General features: G+C 40.6%; 15 protein-coding genes. 8 read left to right on the top strand and 7 right to left on the bottom strand.

What is annotated here, in order from left to right; translation table 11 throughout:
* Positions 1 to 26: 26 nt before the first annotated feature.
* Both ACK8HY_RS03090 and pyrE read right to left on the bottom strand, forming a co-directional pair.
* Entirely contained in the window at positions 27 to 425 is a 399-nt protein-coding gene (locus ACK8HY_RS03090; protein WP_077435450.1) for an SRPBCC family protein, read from the bottom strand.
* Between the two features lie 16 nt (positions 426 to 441).
* The gene (gene pyrE / locus ACK8HY_RS03085; protein ID WP_077435452.1) at positions 442 to 1,092 is read right to left on the bottom strand and encodes an orotate phosphoribosyltransferase; all 651 of its coding nucleotides are present in this window, start codon (positions 1,090 to 1,092) and stop codon (positions 442 to 444) included.
* Between the two features lie 22 nt (positions 1,093 to 1,114).
* Here pyrE and ACK8HY_RS03080 point away from each other — a divergent pair, with 22 nt between their 5' ends.
* The 4 genes from ACK8HY_RS03080 (at position 1,115) to ACK8HY_RS03065 (ending at position 4,042) form a co-directional block, all read left to right on the top strand.
* On the top strand, positions 1,115 to 1,702 hold the full coding sequence (locus tag ACK8HY_RS03080; protein WP_254846204.1) for an NUDIX domain-containing protein: 588 nt from the start codon (positions 1,115 to 1,117) through the stop codon (positions 1,700 to 1,702).
* A gap of 57 nt (positions 1,703 to 1,759) precedes the next feature.
* Positions 1,760 to 2,476 carry a 3-ketoacyl-ACP reductase gene (locus ACK8HY_RS03075; protein WP_077435456.1) on the top strand — a complete coding sequence of 239 codons (717 nt, stop codon included), beginning with the start codon at positions 1,760 to 1,762 and terminating at the stop codon, positions 2,474 to 2,476.
* 115 nt (positions 2,477 to 2,591) lie between these two features.
* Positions 2,592 to 3,653: an NADH:flavin oxidoreductase/NADH oxidase gene (locus tag ACK8HY_RS03070; RefSeq protein ID WP_416132745.1), complete on the top strand. Its 1,062-nt coding sequence runs from the start codon at positions 2,592 to 2,594 to the stop codon at positions 3,651 to 3,653.
* Complete coding sequence (locus ACK8HY_RS03065; protein ID WP_416132744.1) at positions 3,650 to 4,042, top strand: VOC family protein; 393 nt, start codon at positions 3,650 to 3,652, stop codon at positions 4,040 to 4,042. Before ACK8HY_RS03070 ends, ACK8HY_RS03065 begins: the two co-directional genes overlap by 4 nt.
* 145 nt (positions 4,043 to 4,187) lie before the next feature.
* Here ACK8HY_RS03065 and infB read toward each other — a convergent pair whose 3' ends face one another.
* The 4 genes from infB to ACK8HY_RS03045 form a co-directional block, all read right to left on the bottom strand.
* Positions 4,188 to 7,334, bottom strand: coding sequence for a translation initiation factor IF-2 (gene infB, locus ACK8HY_RS03060; protein ID WP_416132743.1), 3,147 nt, complete (start codon positions 7,332 to 7,334; stop codon positions 4,188 to 4,190).
* A 103-nt stretch (positions 7,335 to 7,437) separates the two neighbouring features.
* Entirely contained in the window at positions 7,438 to 8,679 is a 1,242-nt protein-coding gene (gene nusA, locus ACK8HY_RS03055) for a transcription termination factor NusA (RefSeq protein ID WP_046675481.1), read from the bottom strand.
* Between the two features lie 6 nt (positions 8,680 to 8,685).
* Positions 8,686 to 9,150 carry a ribosome assembly cofactor RimP gene (gene rimP, locus ACK8HY_RS03050; protein ID WP_416132742.1) on the bottom strand — a complete coding sequence of 155 codons (465 nt, stop codon included), beginning with the start codon at positions 9,148 to 9,150 and terminating at the stop codon, positions 8,686 to 8,688.
* A gap of 139 nt (positions 9,151 to 9,289) precedes the next feature.
* A complete protein-coding gene (locus ACK8HY_RS03045) occupies positions 9,290 to 10,066 on the bottom strand; it encodes an XRE family transcriptional regulator (RefSeq protein ID WP_416132741.1) in 777 nt (258 codons plus the stop codon).
* 100 nt (positions 10,067 to 10,166) lie between these two features.
* Here ACK8HY_RS03045 and ACK8HY_RS03040 point away from each other — a divergent pair, with 100 nt between their 5' ends.
* Positions 10,167 to 10,490 carry a hypothetical protein gene (locus ACK8HY_RS03040; RefSeq protein ID WP_416132740.1) on the top strand — a complete coding sequence of 108 codons (324 nt, stop codon included), beginning with the start codon at positions 10,167 to 10,169 and terminating at the stop codon, positions 10,488 to 10,490.
* Positions 10,491 to 10,592: 102 nt separating this feature from the next.
* Here ACK8HY_RS03040 and ACK8HY_RS03035 read toward each other — a convergent pair whose 3' ends face one another.
* Positions 10,593 to 12,842, bottom strand: a complete 2,250-nt coding sequence (locus ACK8HY_RS03035) for a penicillin-binding protein 1A (RefSeq protein WP_416132739.1) — start codon at positions 12,840 to 12,842, stop codon at positions 10,593 to 10,595.
* A 515-nt stretch (positions 12,843 to 13,357) separates the two neighbouring features.
* Between ACK8HY_RS03035 and rpoN the strand changes: the two genes are divergently transcribed.
* The 3 genes from rpoN to ACK8HY_RS03020 all read left to right on the top strand — a co-directional run bounded on the left by rpoN (position 13,358) and on the right by ACK8HY_RS03020 (position 16,940).
* Positions 13,358 to 14,824 carry an RNA polymerase factor sigma-54 gene (rpoN, locus tag ACK8HY_RS03030; protein ID WP_077435470.1) on the top strand — a complete coding sequence of 489 codons (1,467 nt, stop codon included), beginning with the start codon at positions 13,358 to 13,360 and terminating at the stop codon, positions 14,822 to 14,824.
* Between the two features lie 83 nt (positions 14,825 to 14,907).
* Positions 14,908 to 15,783, top strand: a complete 876-nt coding sequence (locus ACK8HY_RS03025) for a carbon-nitrogen hydrolase (protein ID WP_343559930.1) — start codon at positions 14,908 to 14,910, stop codon at positions 15,781 to 15,783.
* 80 nt (positions 15,784 to 15,863) lie between these two features.
* Complete coding sequence (locus ACK8HY_RS03020) at positions 15,864 to 16,940, top strand: agmatine deiminase family protein (protein ID WP_416132738.1); 1,077 nt, start codon at positions 15,864 to 15,866, stop codon at positions 16,938 to 16,940.
* Positions 16,941 to 17,078 lie beyond the last annotated feature (138 nt).

The following is a 17,078-nucleotide window of genomic DNA, read 5'->3' as shown; positions in this document are numbered from 1 at the left end:
TATGTTATGCTCCGCAATACAACTTGCTATCCCAGTACAGTTTTCAGCTTGTTCACCTGAAAGTCAATCAGTTTCTGAAGCGGTCCTGCAGCGATCATTTTCATCATCATATTCAGATCCGCATCGATAATAAATGTAGCCTTTGTTACCGTATCAGATAATGCCTGCAGTTCCCATCGCAATGTTACCTCAAAAGGAGCTTTTTCAGATGGAATCAATTTAATCACTTGATTTTCTACACGCTCATCAACTTTCAGCGCCAATTTTGCCATATTTTGAATGGTAAACCGTGCTTCGTCTGCTGTGGAAGACCAATTATAGATATTCTCGGGCATTAACTGCTCATGATTATTGAGATCAGTTAGAAAAGCAAATACCTCGCTGACATTTCTGCTGATTTCTGTCGTGTTCTGAATAGTAGTCATAACGGTTATTATTTCTTTATTGAAAATTCTCACCCCATCCCGCAGGATTCAATCGCCATTTTTTCAAAATTTCAACATCCTCTTCCAATACGTAACTATTTTCAGCGGCAACTTGAATCAATGCATCGTAGTTACACAAGCTGAAGTAAGGACATTTCGCATCAGCAAAATTATCAGTTGCCTGTTGTAATCCGTAGGTAAATATGGAAACCAATCCGACAACATTACAACCTGCTTCGCGCAATGCTTTGACTGCGATCAGGCTGCTTTTGCCCGTCGAAATTAAATCTTCAACCACAACTACACGTTGACCACTAACGACCTCACCTTCAATCATATTCTGACGACCATGATCTTTAGCTGAGCTTCTAACATAAGAAAATGGTAAGCCCAAATCCTGCGCAACCAACACGCCCTGTGGAATACCCGCCGTAGCAACTCCAGAAATCATATCCACGGATCCAAACTCTTCTTGAATAAGCTTAGAAAGCTTCTGACGAATATACGTACGTATCGCTGGATGAGATAAAGTGATACGGTTATCACAGTAAATTGGAGACTTCCAACCCGATGCCCATGTAAAAGGACTTTTAGGTTGCAATTTTATTGCTTTAATTTGCAATAAGGATTCAGCAACTTTTTGTTCAACCTCATTTAAATTATTCATGGCGCAAATTTATAAAATTTATATGAACGAAACCGTGCTAATTTTAGCCGATTTCGTTCCTTCGAAAACAAAAAACACGCAAACAATTAGTATTCAAGACATTGAACTTCAAAAACTTTTCAAACAATCTGAAATTGATAAAGTTCCAAAGACCTATCTCTACGTCAATAAGGATTTCGAAACCGTATTTCAAAATTTAAAAAGTAAGTTGAAAATCATCAAGGCAGCTGGCGGATTGGTTAAAAACGGTGACGGAGATTACCTTTTTATCTACCGCTTGGGTAAATGGGATCTCCCAAAAGGCAAAGTAGAAGACAATGAAAAAATGAAAGAGGCTGCCGTACGTGAAGTAGAAGAAGAATGTGGCATTAAAATCAACTATCTGGGAAAAAAGATCGTAACATCTTACCACACCTATTATTTACGTAATGGAGAATTTGTATTAAAGGCAACCAACTGGTATGAAATGGGCGTTAATAAAGTTCCCAAACTCATACCACAAACCGCTGAAGACATTACAAAGGCAGAATGGCGTTCTATAGAGCAATTTGACGAAGTAAGGGCCAACACCTATCCGATTATAGAAAACATCATCAAAAAGCTCAAATAAGCCTTCTTTTGAGGTTCATTTGACAGTAATCCAGGAGATCATTCTTATTTTTATACGATGGAAAATATAACAGGAAAAAGGGCCTTAGTGACCGGTGGAGCAAAAGGGCTTGGGAAAGCCATCGCTGTTGCATTGGCTAAAGAAGGCGTGCATGTTGCAATTACAGGAAGAAACGAAATAGCATTAAAACAGACTGCTGCCGAATTGACCGCTTTAGGTACAGAAGTTACATATGCCGTATTTGATGTGTCAGATAACGAGGCGGTACAGCAGGGAATTAAAAACCTCAATGAAACCTTTGGCAACTTTGATATTCTTGTCAACAATGCGGGCATATCTTCCTTCGCCTCTGTCATGGAGATGGACGTGCAAGACTGGACTGCGATAATCAATGTTAATCTAATGGGAACCTATTTTGTTACAAAAGCAGTGCTGCCTCAACTAATTGAAAAAAATCAGGGCGATATTATCATGGTATCTTCTACTGCCGGATTAAATGGGGCCGCTACCACATCAGCCTATAGCGCGTCAAAATTTGGTGTCATTGGATTTGCCGATTCATTGATGCGTGAAGTACGTAAAAATAACATTCGGGTTTGTACCCTGACACCAAGTACCATTGCATCCGATATGTCCATAGACCTTGGTCTAACTGACGGTGATCCAGAAAAAGTATTACAACCGGAGGATTTCGCTGAATTGGTTATTGCCAATTTAAAATTACCTAAAAGAGCGATGTTAAAATCAGCCTCTTTATGGTCGACAAATCCATAAGGTTATTATTGTGGGGCTTTAAACATACCAAACCCCACAATAAAATTATTTCTGATCATTACTACCGTCCCCAGAAGGAAGTTCACCAATTCATGTTTACAATAAACAAAAAAATATGAGTCAACTATTTTCACCCCTAAACATCGGTTCCCTGCATCTGAAAAATCGCTTAGTCGTCTCCCCCATGTGCCAATATTCTGCTGAAGAGGGATTTGCAAACAACTGGCATCTTGTCCACCTTGGTCAATTTGCAATTGGTGGCGCAGCAGCAGTCATACAGGAAGCAACAGCCGTAGCGCCCGAAGGCCGAATCAGCTATGGAGATCTTGGGATATGGGATGACCAGCATATTGACAAACTCAAAGAAATAACAGCTTTTATCAAAGCAAATGATGCTATCCCCGGCATTCAGCTCGCGCATGCGGGCCGCAAAGCCAGTAGCAACAAGCCCTGGCTTGGCCGTGGCCAATTTGCCCCTTCAGAAGCCCTAGGATGGCAGACCGTTGCTCCATCTGCATTGGCATTCCATTCGGCAGATCACGTCCCCAGAGAGCTTAAAACAAATGAGATCGAAGAAATCATCGAACAGTTTGGACAAGCTACCCAAAGAGCGATTCAAGCTGGTTATGAAATCATCGAACTCCACGCAGCACACGGCTACCTCATCCACCAATTTCTCTCTCCTTTGTGCAACCTGAGAACAGACAAATTTGGTGGTACATTTGAAAACAGGATACGTTTCTTGCTGGAGATCATCAAAAGGGTAAAACAGGAAATAACAACACAAAGCTTATGGGTACGTATTTCTGCGACAGACTGGGCCCCGGGTGGCTGGGACCTGGATCAATCCATCGCACTGTCAAAGCTCTTGGTAGAACAGGGTGTCGCTATCGTCGACGTATCAAGTGGTGGAGCTGTTTCACATCAAAAAATTGATGTTGGCCCCGCCTATCAACTGCCTTTTGCTGTAGCGATCAAAGAAAAAACCGGAACGAAGACCGCTACTGTCGGACTTATTAAAACAGCTACTCAGGCCGCCGATATTATTGAGAAAGATCAGGCAGATTTAATTATGATTGCCCGGGGCTTTTTGGATGATCCCCATCTTCCGTTACACTTCGCAAAAGAATTATCAGTAGACATCCCTTGGCCAAAACAATACGAAAGAGCAAAATGAAATTAAGCTTAAACAAAATACACCATATCGCGATTATATGCAGTGACTATCAACGATCGAAAAAATTCTACACCGAGGTCCTCGGACTTGAAATCTGGCAGGAACATTATCGGACAGAGCGGGATTCCTACAAACTGGATTTAAAACTCAACGAAACTTACGTCATTGAATTGTTTTCCTTTCCCTCCCCTCCTAGCAGACCGAGTTTTCCTGAAGCCGCCGGTTTGAGGCATTTAGCCTTTGAGGTCGATAACCTCGATGTGGAAATACATAAATTAGAACAGGCGGGTATCGCACATGAAGGGATAAGGATCGACGAGCTAACACAAAAAAGATTTATGTTCTTTGCCGATCCGGATCAGCTTCCGATAGAATTATATGAGCGTTAGAAACAAAACTTTCATACTCTTATACGCAGCAGCAGCTATGAAAATCAGCTGAAGGTTTTATCTCCACGCTGTTAAACAGACTCTTCAAAACAAAAAAAGCGTTGACTTTCATCAACGCTTTTTTATCTTATCGTAAATCGGGATATTACAATTTACGTTTAACTTCTACCTGTTCGTAAGCTTCTACGATATCACCTACCTGGATGTCGTTGAATCGGTCGATATTCAAACCACACTCGTAACCTTGTGCAACCTCTTTCACGTCGTCTTTAAAACGTTTAAGGGAAGCCAGTCGACCTGTATGGATAACGACACCATCTCTGATGATTCGGATATCATTATTTCTATTGATCTTACCTTCTCTAACCATACATCCCGCAATAGTACCCACTTTAGAGATTTTAAATGTTTCTCTGATTTCAACTTCAGCAACAATTTTCTCTTCAAATTTCGGAGCCAACATACCTTCCATCGCAGATTTAATCTCTTCGATAGCATCGTAGATGATCGAGTATAAACGAACGTCGATTTGCTCATTCTCAGCCAATTTACGTGCGTTTTGTGTCGGACGTACTTGGAAACCAATGATGATCGCGTCAGAGGCAGAGGCCAACAATACATCGGATTCAGAGATCGCCCCTACGGATTTATGGATAATATTCACCTGGATCTCATCTGTTGACAATTTCAATAATGAATCTGATAATGCTTCGATAGAACCATCCACATCACCTTTCACGATAATATTAAGTTCCTTAAAGTTACCGATAGCCAAACGACGGCCGATCTCATCCAAGGTAATGTGTTTTGTTGCACGCATGCCCTGCTCACGTTGTAACTGAAGACGTTTGTTTGCAACCGTTCTCGCTTCGGACTCACTTTCAAGAACATAAAGCTTATCTCCAGCTGTCGGTGCACCAGCCATACCTAATATCTGTACAGGCACAGAAGGTCCAGCTTCTTTAACACGTTCACCTCTTTCATTGGTTAAAGCTTTCACTTTACCGGAATGTGAACCTGCCAAGATTGGATCTCCAACACGAAGAGTACCACCTTGGATCAATACTGTAGTCACGATACCACGACCCTTGTCCAAAGCTGCTTCGATCACTGAACCGACAGCACGCTTTTTCGGATCAGCTTTCAGATCCAACATTTCAGCTTCCAAAAGAACTTTTTCTAAAAGAAGATCAACATTCTCACCGGTTTTTGCAGAAATTTCCTGTGCCTGGAATTTACCACCCCAGTCCTCAACCAAGATATTCATTGCAGAAAGCTGCTCGCGGATACGATCTGGATTCGCTCCTGGTTTATCTACTTTCGTAAATGCAAATACAATCGGTACTCCAGCTGCTTGCGCGTGATTGATCGCTTCTTTTGTTTGCGGCATGACTGCATCATCCGCTGCAATAACGATAATAACGATATCTGTTACTTTGGCCCCACGCGCACGCATCGCCGTAAAGGCTTCGTGACCCGGTGTATCCAAAAATGTAATTTTGCGATCGTCATCTAATTTCACGGCATATGCACCAATATGTTGTGTGATACCACCGGCTTCACCAGAAGTAACGTTTGCCTTACGGATATAATCCAACAAAGATGTCTTACCGTGGTCAACGTGTCCCATGACGGTCACGATTGGAGCTCTGGACACCAAATTTGCTTCAGTATCTGGCTCTTCCAGTTCCGCAGTTTCCTCATCTTCAGGTTTAATAAATTCAACTTGATAACCAAACTCATCTGCTACAATAGCCAAAGTTTCCGCATCCAGACGTTGGTTGATAGACACAAACATACCTAAACTCATACAAGTTGCGATAATCTGTGTGACCTGAACGTCCATCAAATTTGCCAGCTCGTTTGCCGTAACAAATTCTGTAACACGCAATACCTTTGCCATTAATTCTTGCTCCATTGCAGCTTCTTCCGCATGTTGAGCGACATCATCACGTTTTTGGCGTCTTAATTTCGCACGTTGAGCAAATTTACCAGATTTACCTGCCCCACTTAAACGAGCAAGTGTTGCCTTGATTTGGTCTTGGATTTCCTTTTCAGAAGGCTCCTCTTTATTTTCAACAGGTCTTCCTTTTCCTCTATTGTCAAAACGACCATGTTGTGGTCTCGCTCCACCTTGTCCCGGTCTACCTTGATGCTGGTTATTTCCACCTTGCCCAGGTCTGCCAGAATGCTGGTTGTTTTGTCCCGGACGGTTGTTCGGATTATTGTTGTTACCTTGACCAGCACTTCTGTTTCCTTGTTGGTCGCGGTTTTGGTTATTATTTCCATCACGAGGACCTCGGTTTTGGTTGTTATGTCCCTGACCTTGTCCCGCATTCGGATTTACTGGACCATTTGGATTGGTGCGTTTACGCTTACGTTTCTCATTATTGTTTCCAGCATTTGAAGATGATGCTACAGGTTTGTGCGAAGGTCTAGCTGAAGGTAATTCAATCTTACCAATTACTTTAGGACCCGTCAATCTTTCTGCACGGGCAGAAATAATATCATCGCCATCTTTTTTCACAGGCTCCACTGTTGGAGTTACTGGTACAGCAGCTCTTGCTGCTGTTTCGTCTTTTTTCTTTTCTTCTACCTTCACAGGTTCGGTTTTTGTCTCTACAACCGGAGTTGCTTTTACTTCAGTTTTATCTACTTCAGGTTTTGGAGCTTCTACCTGAGGTGCCACCACTTCAGCTTTTTGCTCTATAACCTTTGGTTCTTCTTTTTTCACTTCAATGACCGGTGTTTTGACTTCCGCTTCTTTCTGCTCTATTACTTTCTCTACGGGTTTAGTCTCCTCCGGTAGGTCTTGCGCCAATTTAGGTTCTTCCTTTGAAGACTCCTCTTTTTTAGCCTTGTTACCACCTCTATTCAGGGCATCAAGATCTATTTTGCCAACCACTTTCATACCTCCTTGATGAACAGCTTCCTCAGGTTTGGCAGGAGCAGATTCTTTGGCTGACGGGATTTCTACAGTATTTTTAACCAAGATCTCTTTTGGTTCCTCATGTTCTTCGAAATCCTCATTTCTAGACGATTCTTTAGGAGAAGTGGACGGTGACTCCTCACGACGAATTTTGCCAATAACAATTTGTTTAGCTTCATCTTTCAGTGATTTGTCTCCCTGAAACTCTTTTAACAGCACACCATACATCTCTCCGCTCAATTTAGTGTTAGGCTTTGCTTCTACATCATAACCCTTTTTCACTAAACATTCCACGGCAGTATGTATCCCGATGTTGAGTTCTTTTGCTGCTTTAAGCAAGTTTGTTCCTTTTCCTTCAGTCATCTATAATATAAACTATTTTAATATAATTACAAAAATATGTTTTTTTCCATCCATAACCAATTTATTCCGAATGTTAGATGGAAAAAATTTAACAAGCTGAATTTTATTCAAATTCAGCCTGCAATATACGTACAATCTCACGGATGGTATCTTCCTCCAAATCGGTACGTCTCACCAGTTCTTCTTCGCTAAGTGACAACACAGATTTTGCAGAGTCTAAACCAACACGCTTCAACTCATCGATAACCCAGCTTTCAATTTCGTCGCTGAATTCTTCGATATCCACATCCTCATCAAATTCATCATTCTCACGATAAACATCGATCTCGTAACCAGTCAATTTACCAGCCAATTTAATATTATGTCCACCACGACCAATTGCCAAGGATACCTGATCTGATTTTAAGTATACAGCAGCAGTTTTATTTTCTTCGTCAATCTTAATTGAGCTGATCCGGGCAGGACTCAATGCACGAGCGATGTATAAAGAATGGTTTGTTGTGAAATTGATCACATCAATATTCTCATTACGCAATTCGCGAACAATACCGTGAATACGAGATCCTTTCATACCCACACAGGCTCCAACCGGATCAATACGGTCATCATAAGATTCAACCGCCACTTTAGCACGCTCCCCTGGTTCACGGACAATTTTCTTGATTGTAATCAGACCATCAAAAATCTCCGGTACCTCAAGTTCAAACAAACGTTGCAAAAACGCAGGCGCCGTACGTGAGATAATGATTTTCGGATTATTGTTCATCATATCCACTTTATGTACTACCGCACGGATACCGTCACCTTTTTTGAAATAATCAGCAGGGATTTGTTCCGACTTAGGTAAAATCAATTCATTGCCATCTTCATCCAACACCAAGATCTCTTTCTTCCAGATCTGATAAACCTCACCGATGACCAATTCTCCTTCTCTATCTTTATATTTCTTGAAAACCTCATCTTTCTCAAGTTCTAACACTTTAGAAACAAGCGTTTGACGAGCCGCCAAAATAGCACGGCGTCCAAAGCTTTCCAATGTGATCTGTTCGATAAAATCATCGCCCACTTCAAGATCCTCATCGTGTTTTCTTGCTTCTGCCAACTCAATTTCAAGATCATCATCCTCAGAAAATTCATCTTCAACAACGACGCGCGTTCTCCAAATCTCCAAATCCCCGTTATCTGGATTCACGATAACATCCACATTTTCATCCGTACCAAAACGACGACGGATCATACTACGAAAAACCTCTTCTAATACTGTTATGACCGTAGGTCTATCGATATTCTTAAACTCTTTAAACTCCTGAAAAGAGTCTATCAGATTGATGTTGCTGTTACTCATTATTTTTTAAAATGAAATTACCACTTTTGTTGCTTTTATTTGATCAAAAGGAAGTTCTTTTTCCACCTCTTGCGCTTTTTTACCTTTTTCCTTTACTTTTTGAAGAATTTTAATCTTTGTCTCGTCAACCGATAATAAGGTTCCTTCAATTTTAGTGTTATCACCCAACTTAACCTGTACGGTGCGACCGATATTTTTTTGATATTGCCGATTATTGACAAAATTTGAATCAATACCCGGTGAGGAAACCTCCAAACGATAGGCATTATCGATGACATTTTCTTCCTCCAAATGAAAACCGACATGGCGGCTCACCTGCGCACAGTCATCAATATTAACGCCATTGTCTCCATCTAAGAGAATTTCCAAAATCTTATTCGGACGCATCTTTACACTAACAATAAACAAATCCTCGCGATCTGCTATTTTTTCCGTTATGAGTTCAATAACTCTTTTTTCTACATCTTGCATTGTTCTACTGCCTAGAATGCTAAATTAATTGTATTAAAAAAAGGGGGCAATACGAGCCCCCTTCCTTTCAGATATGCAAATATAGTATTTTATAAAATAAAAAACAAATCCCCAAACAACTGCGAAAGTATTTTTTCTATTATTTCGAATTGTCAACAACTGCATTAATTGTTTTCTGCATTTGTGCCATCATACTGGTCAATGTTTCCATCGTCGGCTCAGGAGTTGGCTCCGGCAGCTGCGTGCTAATAAAAGCCTTTGCCTTCCAGACTTCAAGAATATCGGGAGTCTCAACCCAGTAAGGTTCATATGTCTTATTATCAGATACGAGCTTTAAGCCTTTATCCTCCTTAAATTTAAACGCGATACGCTTATAGACGACACCCTCCTCCCGAGATACAACTACATAGGTATGCCCAGGTTTGATATCGTGCCAATTCTCAACATATTCCGCCACAATAATCGAACCCGAAGGCAGAGGCAACATCGAATCTCCTTTAATCTCAAAAGCCCGAAAAGTCCCCTGTCCAAACATGGGCAACGAAAATTTCGGAAGCTCAGCGACATATTCCGGATCACCATAGCCGTTTAAGTAACCAGCACTCGCTTTAACGGGCACAAGCTCAATATTTTCACGATCGTTACCATCGACAGTCACACTTAATACCCTAAGATTTGACGCATTACTTTTAGGCACTGGCTTCCACTTCTCATCAATCACATCATTCGCCAATTCATCCATGGTTAACCCATAAAACTCGGCAATTTTTTTCAGCAATTCGTATTTAGGCTCCGCCCGATCTTCTTCATATGCACCGACCGAAGCTCTTTTAATCTCCATGATATCAGCAAATTGCTGCTGTGTAAGTTTCTTTCCTTTTCGAAGGAATTTCAAGTTGGATGAAATATTTGCCATATTATTTTTTCAAAAATATTTTACAAAAACTAATTTTATTAGTATTATTGTGCCAATAAAATTAGTAAATAAAAATTAAACATCCAAATAATTTAGTATTATGGGCAATTTTATCGTATATATCTTAACAGACAACAACAGAAGGTACTTTGAGATCGATTTCACATCCAATATATTTAGCACAGTAATGGAGCTTCAACAAGCCAATAATTTTATTCTTCAACAGGGCACTCATTTGAATAGAATAATCTATTCCGAAGAGTTTTCCCAATTAGCATACGCAAAAAAGAGAATGAGTGAATTACAAAACTTCACACGCATGCAAATAGAACGTGTTATCCGCAAAAATAATCCAAACTGGAATAACCTATACCCACAACAACAGCAAGCTTATGCAAAAAGAAACACCAATTTCGCGGCCTAGTAATACATAATAGAAATAAAAAAGCCGCCCAATTTTCATTAGGCAGCTCGCTATTTGTTATACTATGCTAGATTCGAAAGAGGATAAACGTTTTTACTAAATTTAGGTTGACGTGGTATTCTCCAGCACACCCGTATTTGCACCGGAACCACCTTCATTGTTATTACGCTCAGTAACTCCACCCTCTGTAGACTCTTCTTCAGGTCCAATAAAACCCTCGTCCGTTTGCTCATCAACTTGTGTCGAATCACTTTGTACTGGCTCCGGCTCACTATAACGCGGCGTCTCACATTTATAGGATTTCGTGATTTCAACCGTAGATTCAGGGAATTTACCCTGCGTATAGCCCAATTGCTTATCTTTATAAACAGATTCTAAAAACACACCAAATATAGGCAATGCCGTCCGGGAACCTTCACCGGTATGCGAATTCTTAAAGTGTATACTTCTTTCATCACATCCAACCCAGATTCCAGTAACCAAATCCTTCGTCACTCCCATATACCAACCATCAACATATTCCGAAGAAGTACCGGTCTTACCCCCAATTTCATTTTCTTTATCAAATAGATCCCATTCCCACAAGCCCTGCGATGTACCTCTTGGCTCTTCCATCCCACCACGCAACATATAAGTCATCAACCAAGCATCTTGTTTATCGACCACCTGTTTGCGCTCTGCCTGAAAAGTGGCAATCACATTTCCATCGTGATCTTCAATTTTAGAAACAAGTACCGGTGTTACCCGCTCACCATGGTTCATCATCGTCGAATAACCGTTGACCATCTCAAATACCGACACATCATTAGGCCCTAAACCGACGGATGCCACCGGATTAAGTTTACTCGTGATACCACAACGTTGCGCAGCATCTACAACTTTCGCTGGGGTAACCATATCTGTCAACTGAACCGTCACTGAATTAATAGATCGAGCCATCGCATGGCGCAAAGACATCTCCCGATAAGAAAAATTCCAATCTGCATTTTTTGGTTCCCATACTTCGACGGAATCTCCTTTGTCAATCTTTATGGTAACAGGTTTATCTGTGATCTTATCACAAGGCGACATCCCCGACTCCAAAGCTGCCAGATAAACAAAAGGTTTAAATGTAGACCCCGCCTGCCGTTTCGCCTGCATCACATGATCATATTTGAAATACTGATGGTTTATCCCGCCTACCCAAGCTTTAATTTCACCGGAATAGGGATCCATAGACATCATGCCCGCATTCAACATCATGGCATAATATTTCAGGGAGTCCATCGTAGACATTTCCTTTTCGACCTTCCCCCCATCCTTCCAATTGTACACTTCCATCTTTTTCTTCTTATTTAAGAAGAAATAGATACTATCGGGACTATTGGCATATTTTTTACTCAGGAACTCGTAATAAGGTGTCTTCTTCGCTAAATTCTCCAAAAAGTTTGGAATCACTTTTCCTGAAAGATCCCGCCAGGGCTCCTGCCCCTCCCAAGTATTATTCAAACGCTGTTGTAACTCGGCCATCTGTTTAGCCACTGCTTCTTCAGCATGCTTTTGCAACTTGGAATTGATCGTTGTATAGATCTTTAAACCATCCGTATAGATATCGTAATTATTCTCTTCTGACCACTTCTCCAGCCATTTAGCAACAGCTGTACGCAGATATGAATCCCCCCCCGCATTTACATCTTGATTATTGGTATTTAGGACGATCTTCTCTTTGACCAATGCATCAAACTCGTCCTTTTTTAGAAAGCCACCTTTGTGCATCTGGCTCAACACCGTATTTTTACGGTCAAATGCGTTTTCCGGATTCCTAATCGGATTATATAAGGTTGTCCCCTTTAACATGCCAATCAATACTGCCGCTTCGTTTTGATTCAGTTGATTTGCTCCTTTTGAAAAATAACGTTTTGCAGCGGTTTCTATACCATAGGCATTATTGCTGAAAGAAACCGTATTGAGATACATTTCTAAAATCTGGTTTTTTGTATACCGTTGTTCCAGCTTATAAGCGGTCATCCATTCTTTGAATTTGGTAATCACCAAACCCGCTACAGGCAAACGGGTCAATAAACCTCCGGCCTTATTATAGCGCGTGCGATAAAGGTTCTTGGCCAGCTGTTGCGTAATTGTACTCGCACCACGTTTATCACCTTTTAAAGTTGAAATAATACCCGAGCCCAGGCCCAAAAAGTCAACCCCGTTGTGCTGATAAAAACGCACATCTTCAGTTGCTATCAGCGCATTAACAACAGTTTTAGGAATACTGTCAAAAGGGATTGGATTTCTATCCTCGTCAAAATATCGACCGATCAATACACTATCAGCAGTATACAATTCTGTCGAAATGTTGACACTGGGCATAATGATGTCTTTTTTTGTGGGTGAGTAGCCAAAAAGCCACAAAAAATTAAGTTGTATAGCACAGACCAAAACTATAACGAAATATATTGCAATAACGAGATAACGAAGAATCCGATTCTTAATACGTCTAAACATAAATGGAAATTTATCTTATATTCAACATATTGAATCAACAAAGGTTTTATTTCCCACTCAATATGCGTCTATATCTGTTTCAGGGGCTAAATATACAACTAAATAAATGTCCGTAATCAACTATTTACATTTTTTAACAATAAAGGACGAGCGCTCATTGCAATAATGTCCATCGGCAAAAAAAGTCTCATAATAGCCTCATTATTTCAGATCCATGAAATTAAAGCAACACAAGAAAATGTAAGAAGACGCTGTTTAGATCAGCAGGTTAGTTGAGGTGTTCCGCAAATATTATACCTACTTTTGATTTATTATCTATTTTATTTTAAAATAATAATGATATTTGTTTAAATTTAGATGTAAACTAGTCAACGATTAGCATGTTAAAACAGACATTACAACAAAAGCTATTACAAAAACTGTCTCCACAACAAATTCAATTTATTAAATTGTTGCAGGTACCAACAGTTTCATTAGATGCCCGAATAAAAGAAGAATTAGAAGAAAACCCTGCGTTAGAAGATGGTAGCTTGACTAATATGACGGATCCAATAGAAGAATATCCGGATAAAGATCCGGATGACAACTTCGACAACGAAGAAGGATTCGACTCAGATGACTTCAGTTTGGAAGATTATATACAAGAGGACGACTACAAAGATTATGGTAATGGATATGACTATGGTGATGATGATGATGAACGGAAAGAAATGCCCGTGGCCATCCAACATTCATTCTATGAACAGTTACAACAACAGTTAGACCTCCTCGCCTTAGATGATAAGCACTTTTTAATTGGTCAGCAGATTATCGGCAGCCTGGATGACGACGGCTACTTACGTCGTCCGATCATCAATCTGGTAGATGACCTAGCCTTCGGTCAAAATGTAATGACCGAAGAGCACGAAGTATTAGAAATGCTAAAAGTGATCCAAGATTTTGAGCCTGCGGGAATTGGCGCTAGAGACTTACAGGAATGTCTTTTGATACAATTGCAAAAGAAAGACGCGAACAATCCAACGATTAAGCTCGCAATCAAGGTCGTGGCCAATTATCTGGATGAGTTCACTAAAAAGCACTATGACAAACTAGAGAAATCATTAGGAGTATCCTCTGAAGACTTGAAAAACGTCGTAAATGAAATCCTAAAACTTAATCCCAAACCAGGCGATTCGGGAGCAGTAGCGGGTAAACAACTTCATATCATTCCCGATTTCCACATTAGCAATAACGACGGCACCCTCCATCTTACGCTAAACGGGCGTAATGCACCTGAACTCCGCATCAGCAGGGATTATCAGCATATGTTCGAGCACTACGAGAAGTCCGATCAGAAGGACAAGAAGATGAAAGAAGCAGTACAGTTCGTCAAGCAAAAGCTCGATTCGGCAAAATGGTTCATTGATGCCATCAAGCAACGCCAACAAACCTTACTTAAAACCATGAATGCCATCATGGAATATCAATACGATTATTTTCTTACCGGAGATGACCGTAAATTAAAACCCATGATCTTAAAGGACATCGCAGATAAGATCGATATGGATATCTCGACCGTCTCCCGCGTGGCAAATTCAAAATATGTGCAAACCGAATTCGGAACATTTTTGTTAAAATCATTTTTCTCCGAAGCTATCCAAACAGACTCTGGGGAAGAGGTCTCAAATAAGGAAGTCAAGAAAATACTGGAGGAATGCATCGCCAAAGAAAATAAGCGCAAGCCGCTTGCCGACGAGAAGCTAACGGAAATACTGAAAGAAAAAGGCTACAATATCGCCCGCCGAACGGTAGCCAAATACCGTGAAGCATTAAACATACCAGTCGCAAGATTAAGAAAAGAGCTCTAAGAGCTCTTTTTTGTTTTTCGGGTGACAATCAAATCTAAATTAAGAATAGTATCTTTGTGCTCGAATTAAACAAGCATTAAGGAATGAGCAAAGTAAAAGTTGGAGTTGTACAGATGAGCTGTACCGCAAACAAACAAGAGAATCTCGAAAAAGCAATCGCTAAAGTAAAAGAAGCCGCTGCAAAAGGTGCGCAAATTGTGTGTCTGCAAGAACTCTTTACCTCTTTATATTTCTGCGATGTAGAAGATTATGACAATTTCGCGCTGGCTGAATCTATCCCGGGACCATCTACCGATGCCCTGTCTGCTGTTGCGAAAGAAGCCGGAGTCGTTATTATCGCTTCATTATTTGAAAAAAGAGCTGAAGGTCTTTATCATAATACCACCGCTGTATTAGATGCTGATGGCTCTTATTTGGGTAAATACCGCAAAATGCACATCCCCGATGATCCGGCTTTTTACGAGAAATTTTATTTTACACCTGGTGACCTGGGTTATAAAGTGTTTAAAACAAAATTCGGTAAAATCGGCATATTGATCTGTTGGGACCAATGGTATCCGGAAGCATCAAGAATCACAGCCCTAATGGGTGCTGAAATTCTATTCTACCCTACAGCGATCGGCTGGGCCACGGATCAGGATGAAGAAACCAACAGAGATCAATACAATGCATGGCAAACCATTCAGCGCTCGCATGCGGTAGCAAACGGTGTGCCTGTGGTAGCTGTTAACCGTGTTGGATTTGAACAGGATGGCGCCATGAAATTTTGGGGCGGCAGCTTTGTTACAAATGGACAAGGTAAACTGTTGTACCTCGCTTCTCACGATAAAGAAGAAATTGAAGTAGTTGAACTAGATCTAGCTGAATCCGACTATTTCAGAAAACATTGGCCATTCTTGAGAGATCGTAGAATTGAGACATATTCTCCAATCACCAAACGTTTTATCGACGAAGACTAATATCAAATCATATTGGCCATTTTAATTTGTAATTCATACCAAAGAAAAACAGATTAAAATGGCTTTTTACATTTTAACGCATGGAACAAGAAAGCACTTTCACACAGGCATATTTTGATAACTCACCCAAAAAACAAGGTTTTTCATTTCCCGCAGAATGGGCAAAACAAGAAGCGATGTGGTTGAGCTGGCCGCATAAAGAAGAATCTTGGCCTGGAAAAATTGATACCATATACCAGCCTTATTGTGAATTTATTAAAGCTGTTGCTGCTGGACAGAAAGTCCGAATCAATGTAGCTGACGAAGACATGAAAGCATTCGCCATCACAGCATTGAAAAAAGTAACTGCTGATTTTAGCAATATTGAATTTTATTTCAATCCAACCAATGACGCCTGGTGCAGAGATCATGGTCCCGCTTTCCTGATCAATCAAACTACAAACGCAAAAGCAGTTGTTGATTGGGGATATAATGCATGGGGCGGGAAATATCCGCCTTTCGACCTGGATGATGTTGTTCCCACACGTATAGCGAAAGCGTTCAACCTGCCTTTATTTACCCCCAATATCGTTATGGAAGGCGGTTCTGTTGAATTCAACGGCGCCGGAACTGTAATGACAACAACAGCATGTCTGCTCAATGAAAACAGAAACCCTGATTATACAAAAGAACAGATTGAGACTTACCTCAAAGAATTCTATGGACAAGATCAGGTATTATGGTTAGGCGACGGAATTATTGGCGATGACACTGATGGTCATATTGATGACATCACGCGTTTTGTGAATGAAAACACGGTGTTAACTGTTGTTGAAGAAAATCCGGAAGATGAAAATTATGCCATCCTCCAGGAGAATCTAGAAACACTTCGTTCCTTCAGATTACTCAACGGAGAAGCACTTAATATCGTCGAACTACCGATGCCCGCACCGGTAATCTATGAAGACACCAGACTTCCGGCATCATATGCCAACTTCTATATCGCAAATGATGTTGTCGTTGTTCCGATTTTCAACGATGCCAATGACCAGAGAGCATTGGATATTATTCAGGGATGCTTTCCGACACGGAAAGTTATCGGAATCAATTCGGTAGATATTATCTGGGGATTGGGTAGTTTTCATTGCCTGAGCCAGCAAGAGCCTGCACTCAGCTAAGCATAAATTGCTCCATAAACAGAAAGGTTTCTTAATCGATTAAGAAACCTTTCTGTTTATATAAGCTACTGATTACAAACACTATTAAATTAGATCTTTTCTGTAACACACTTTTACTGCTTACGCTCGACAATACCG

It is taken from the genome of Sphingobacterium sp. NGMCC 1.201703, from assembly GCF_047784615.1.
Lineage (GTDB): Bacteria > Bacteroidota > Bacteroidia > Sphingobacteriales > Sphingobacteriaceae > Sphingobacterium.
This window is presented reverse-complemented; position numbering and strand designations above follow the sequence as displayed.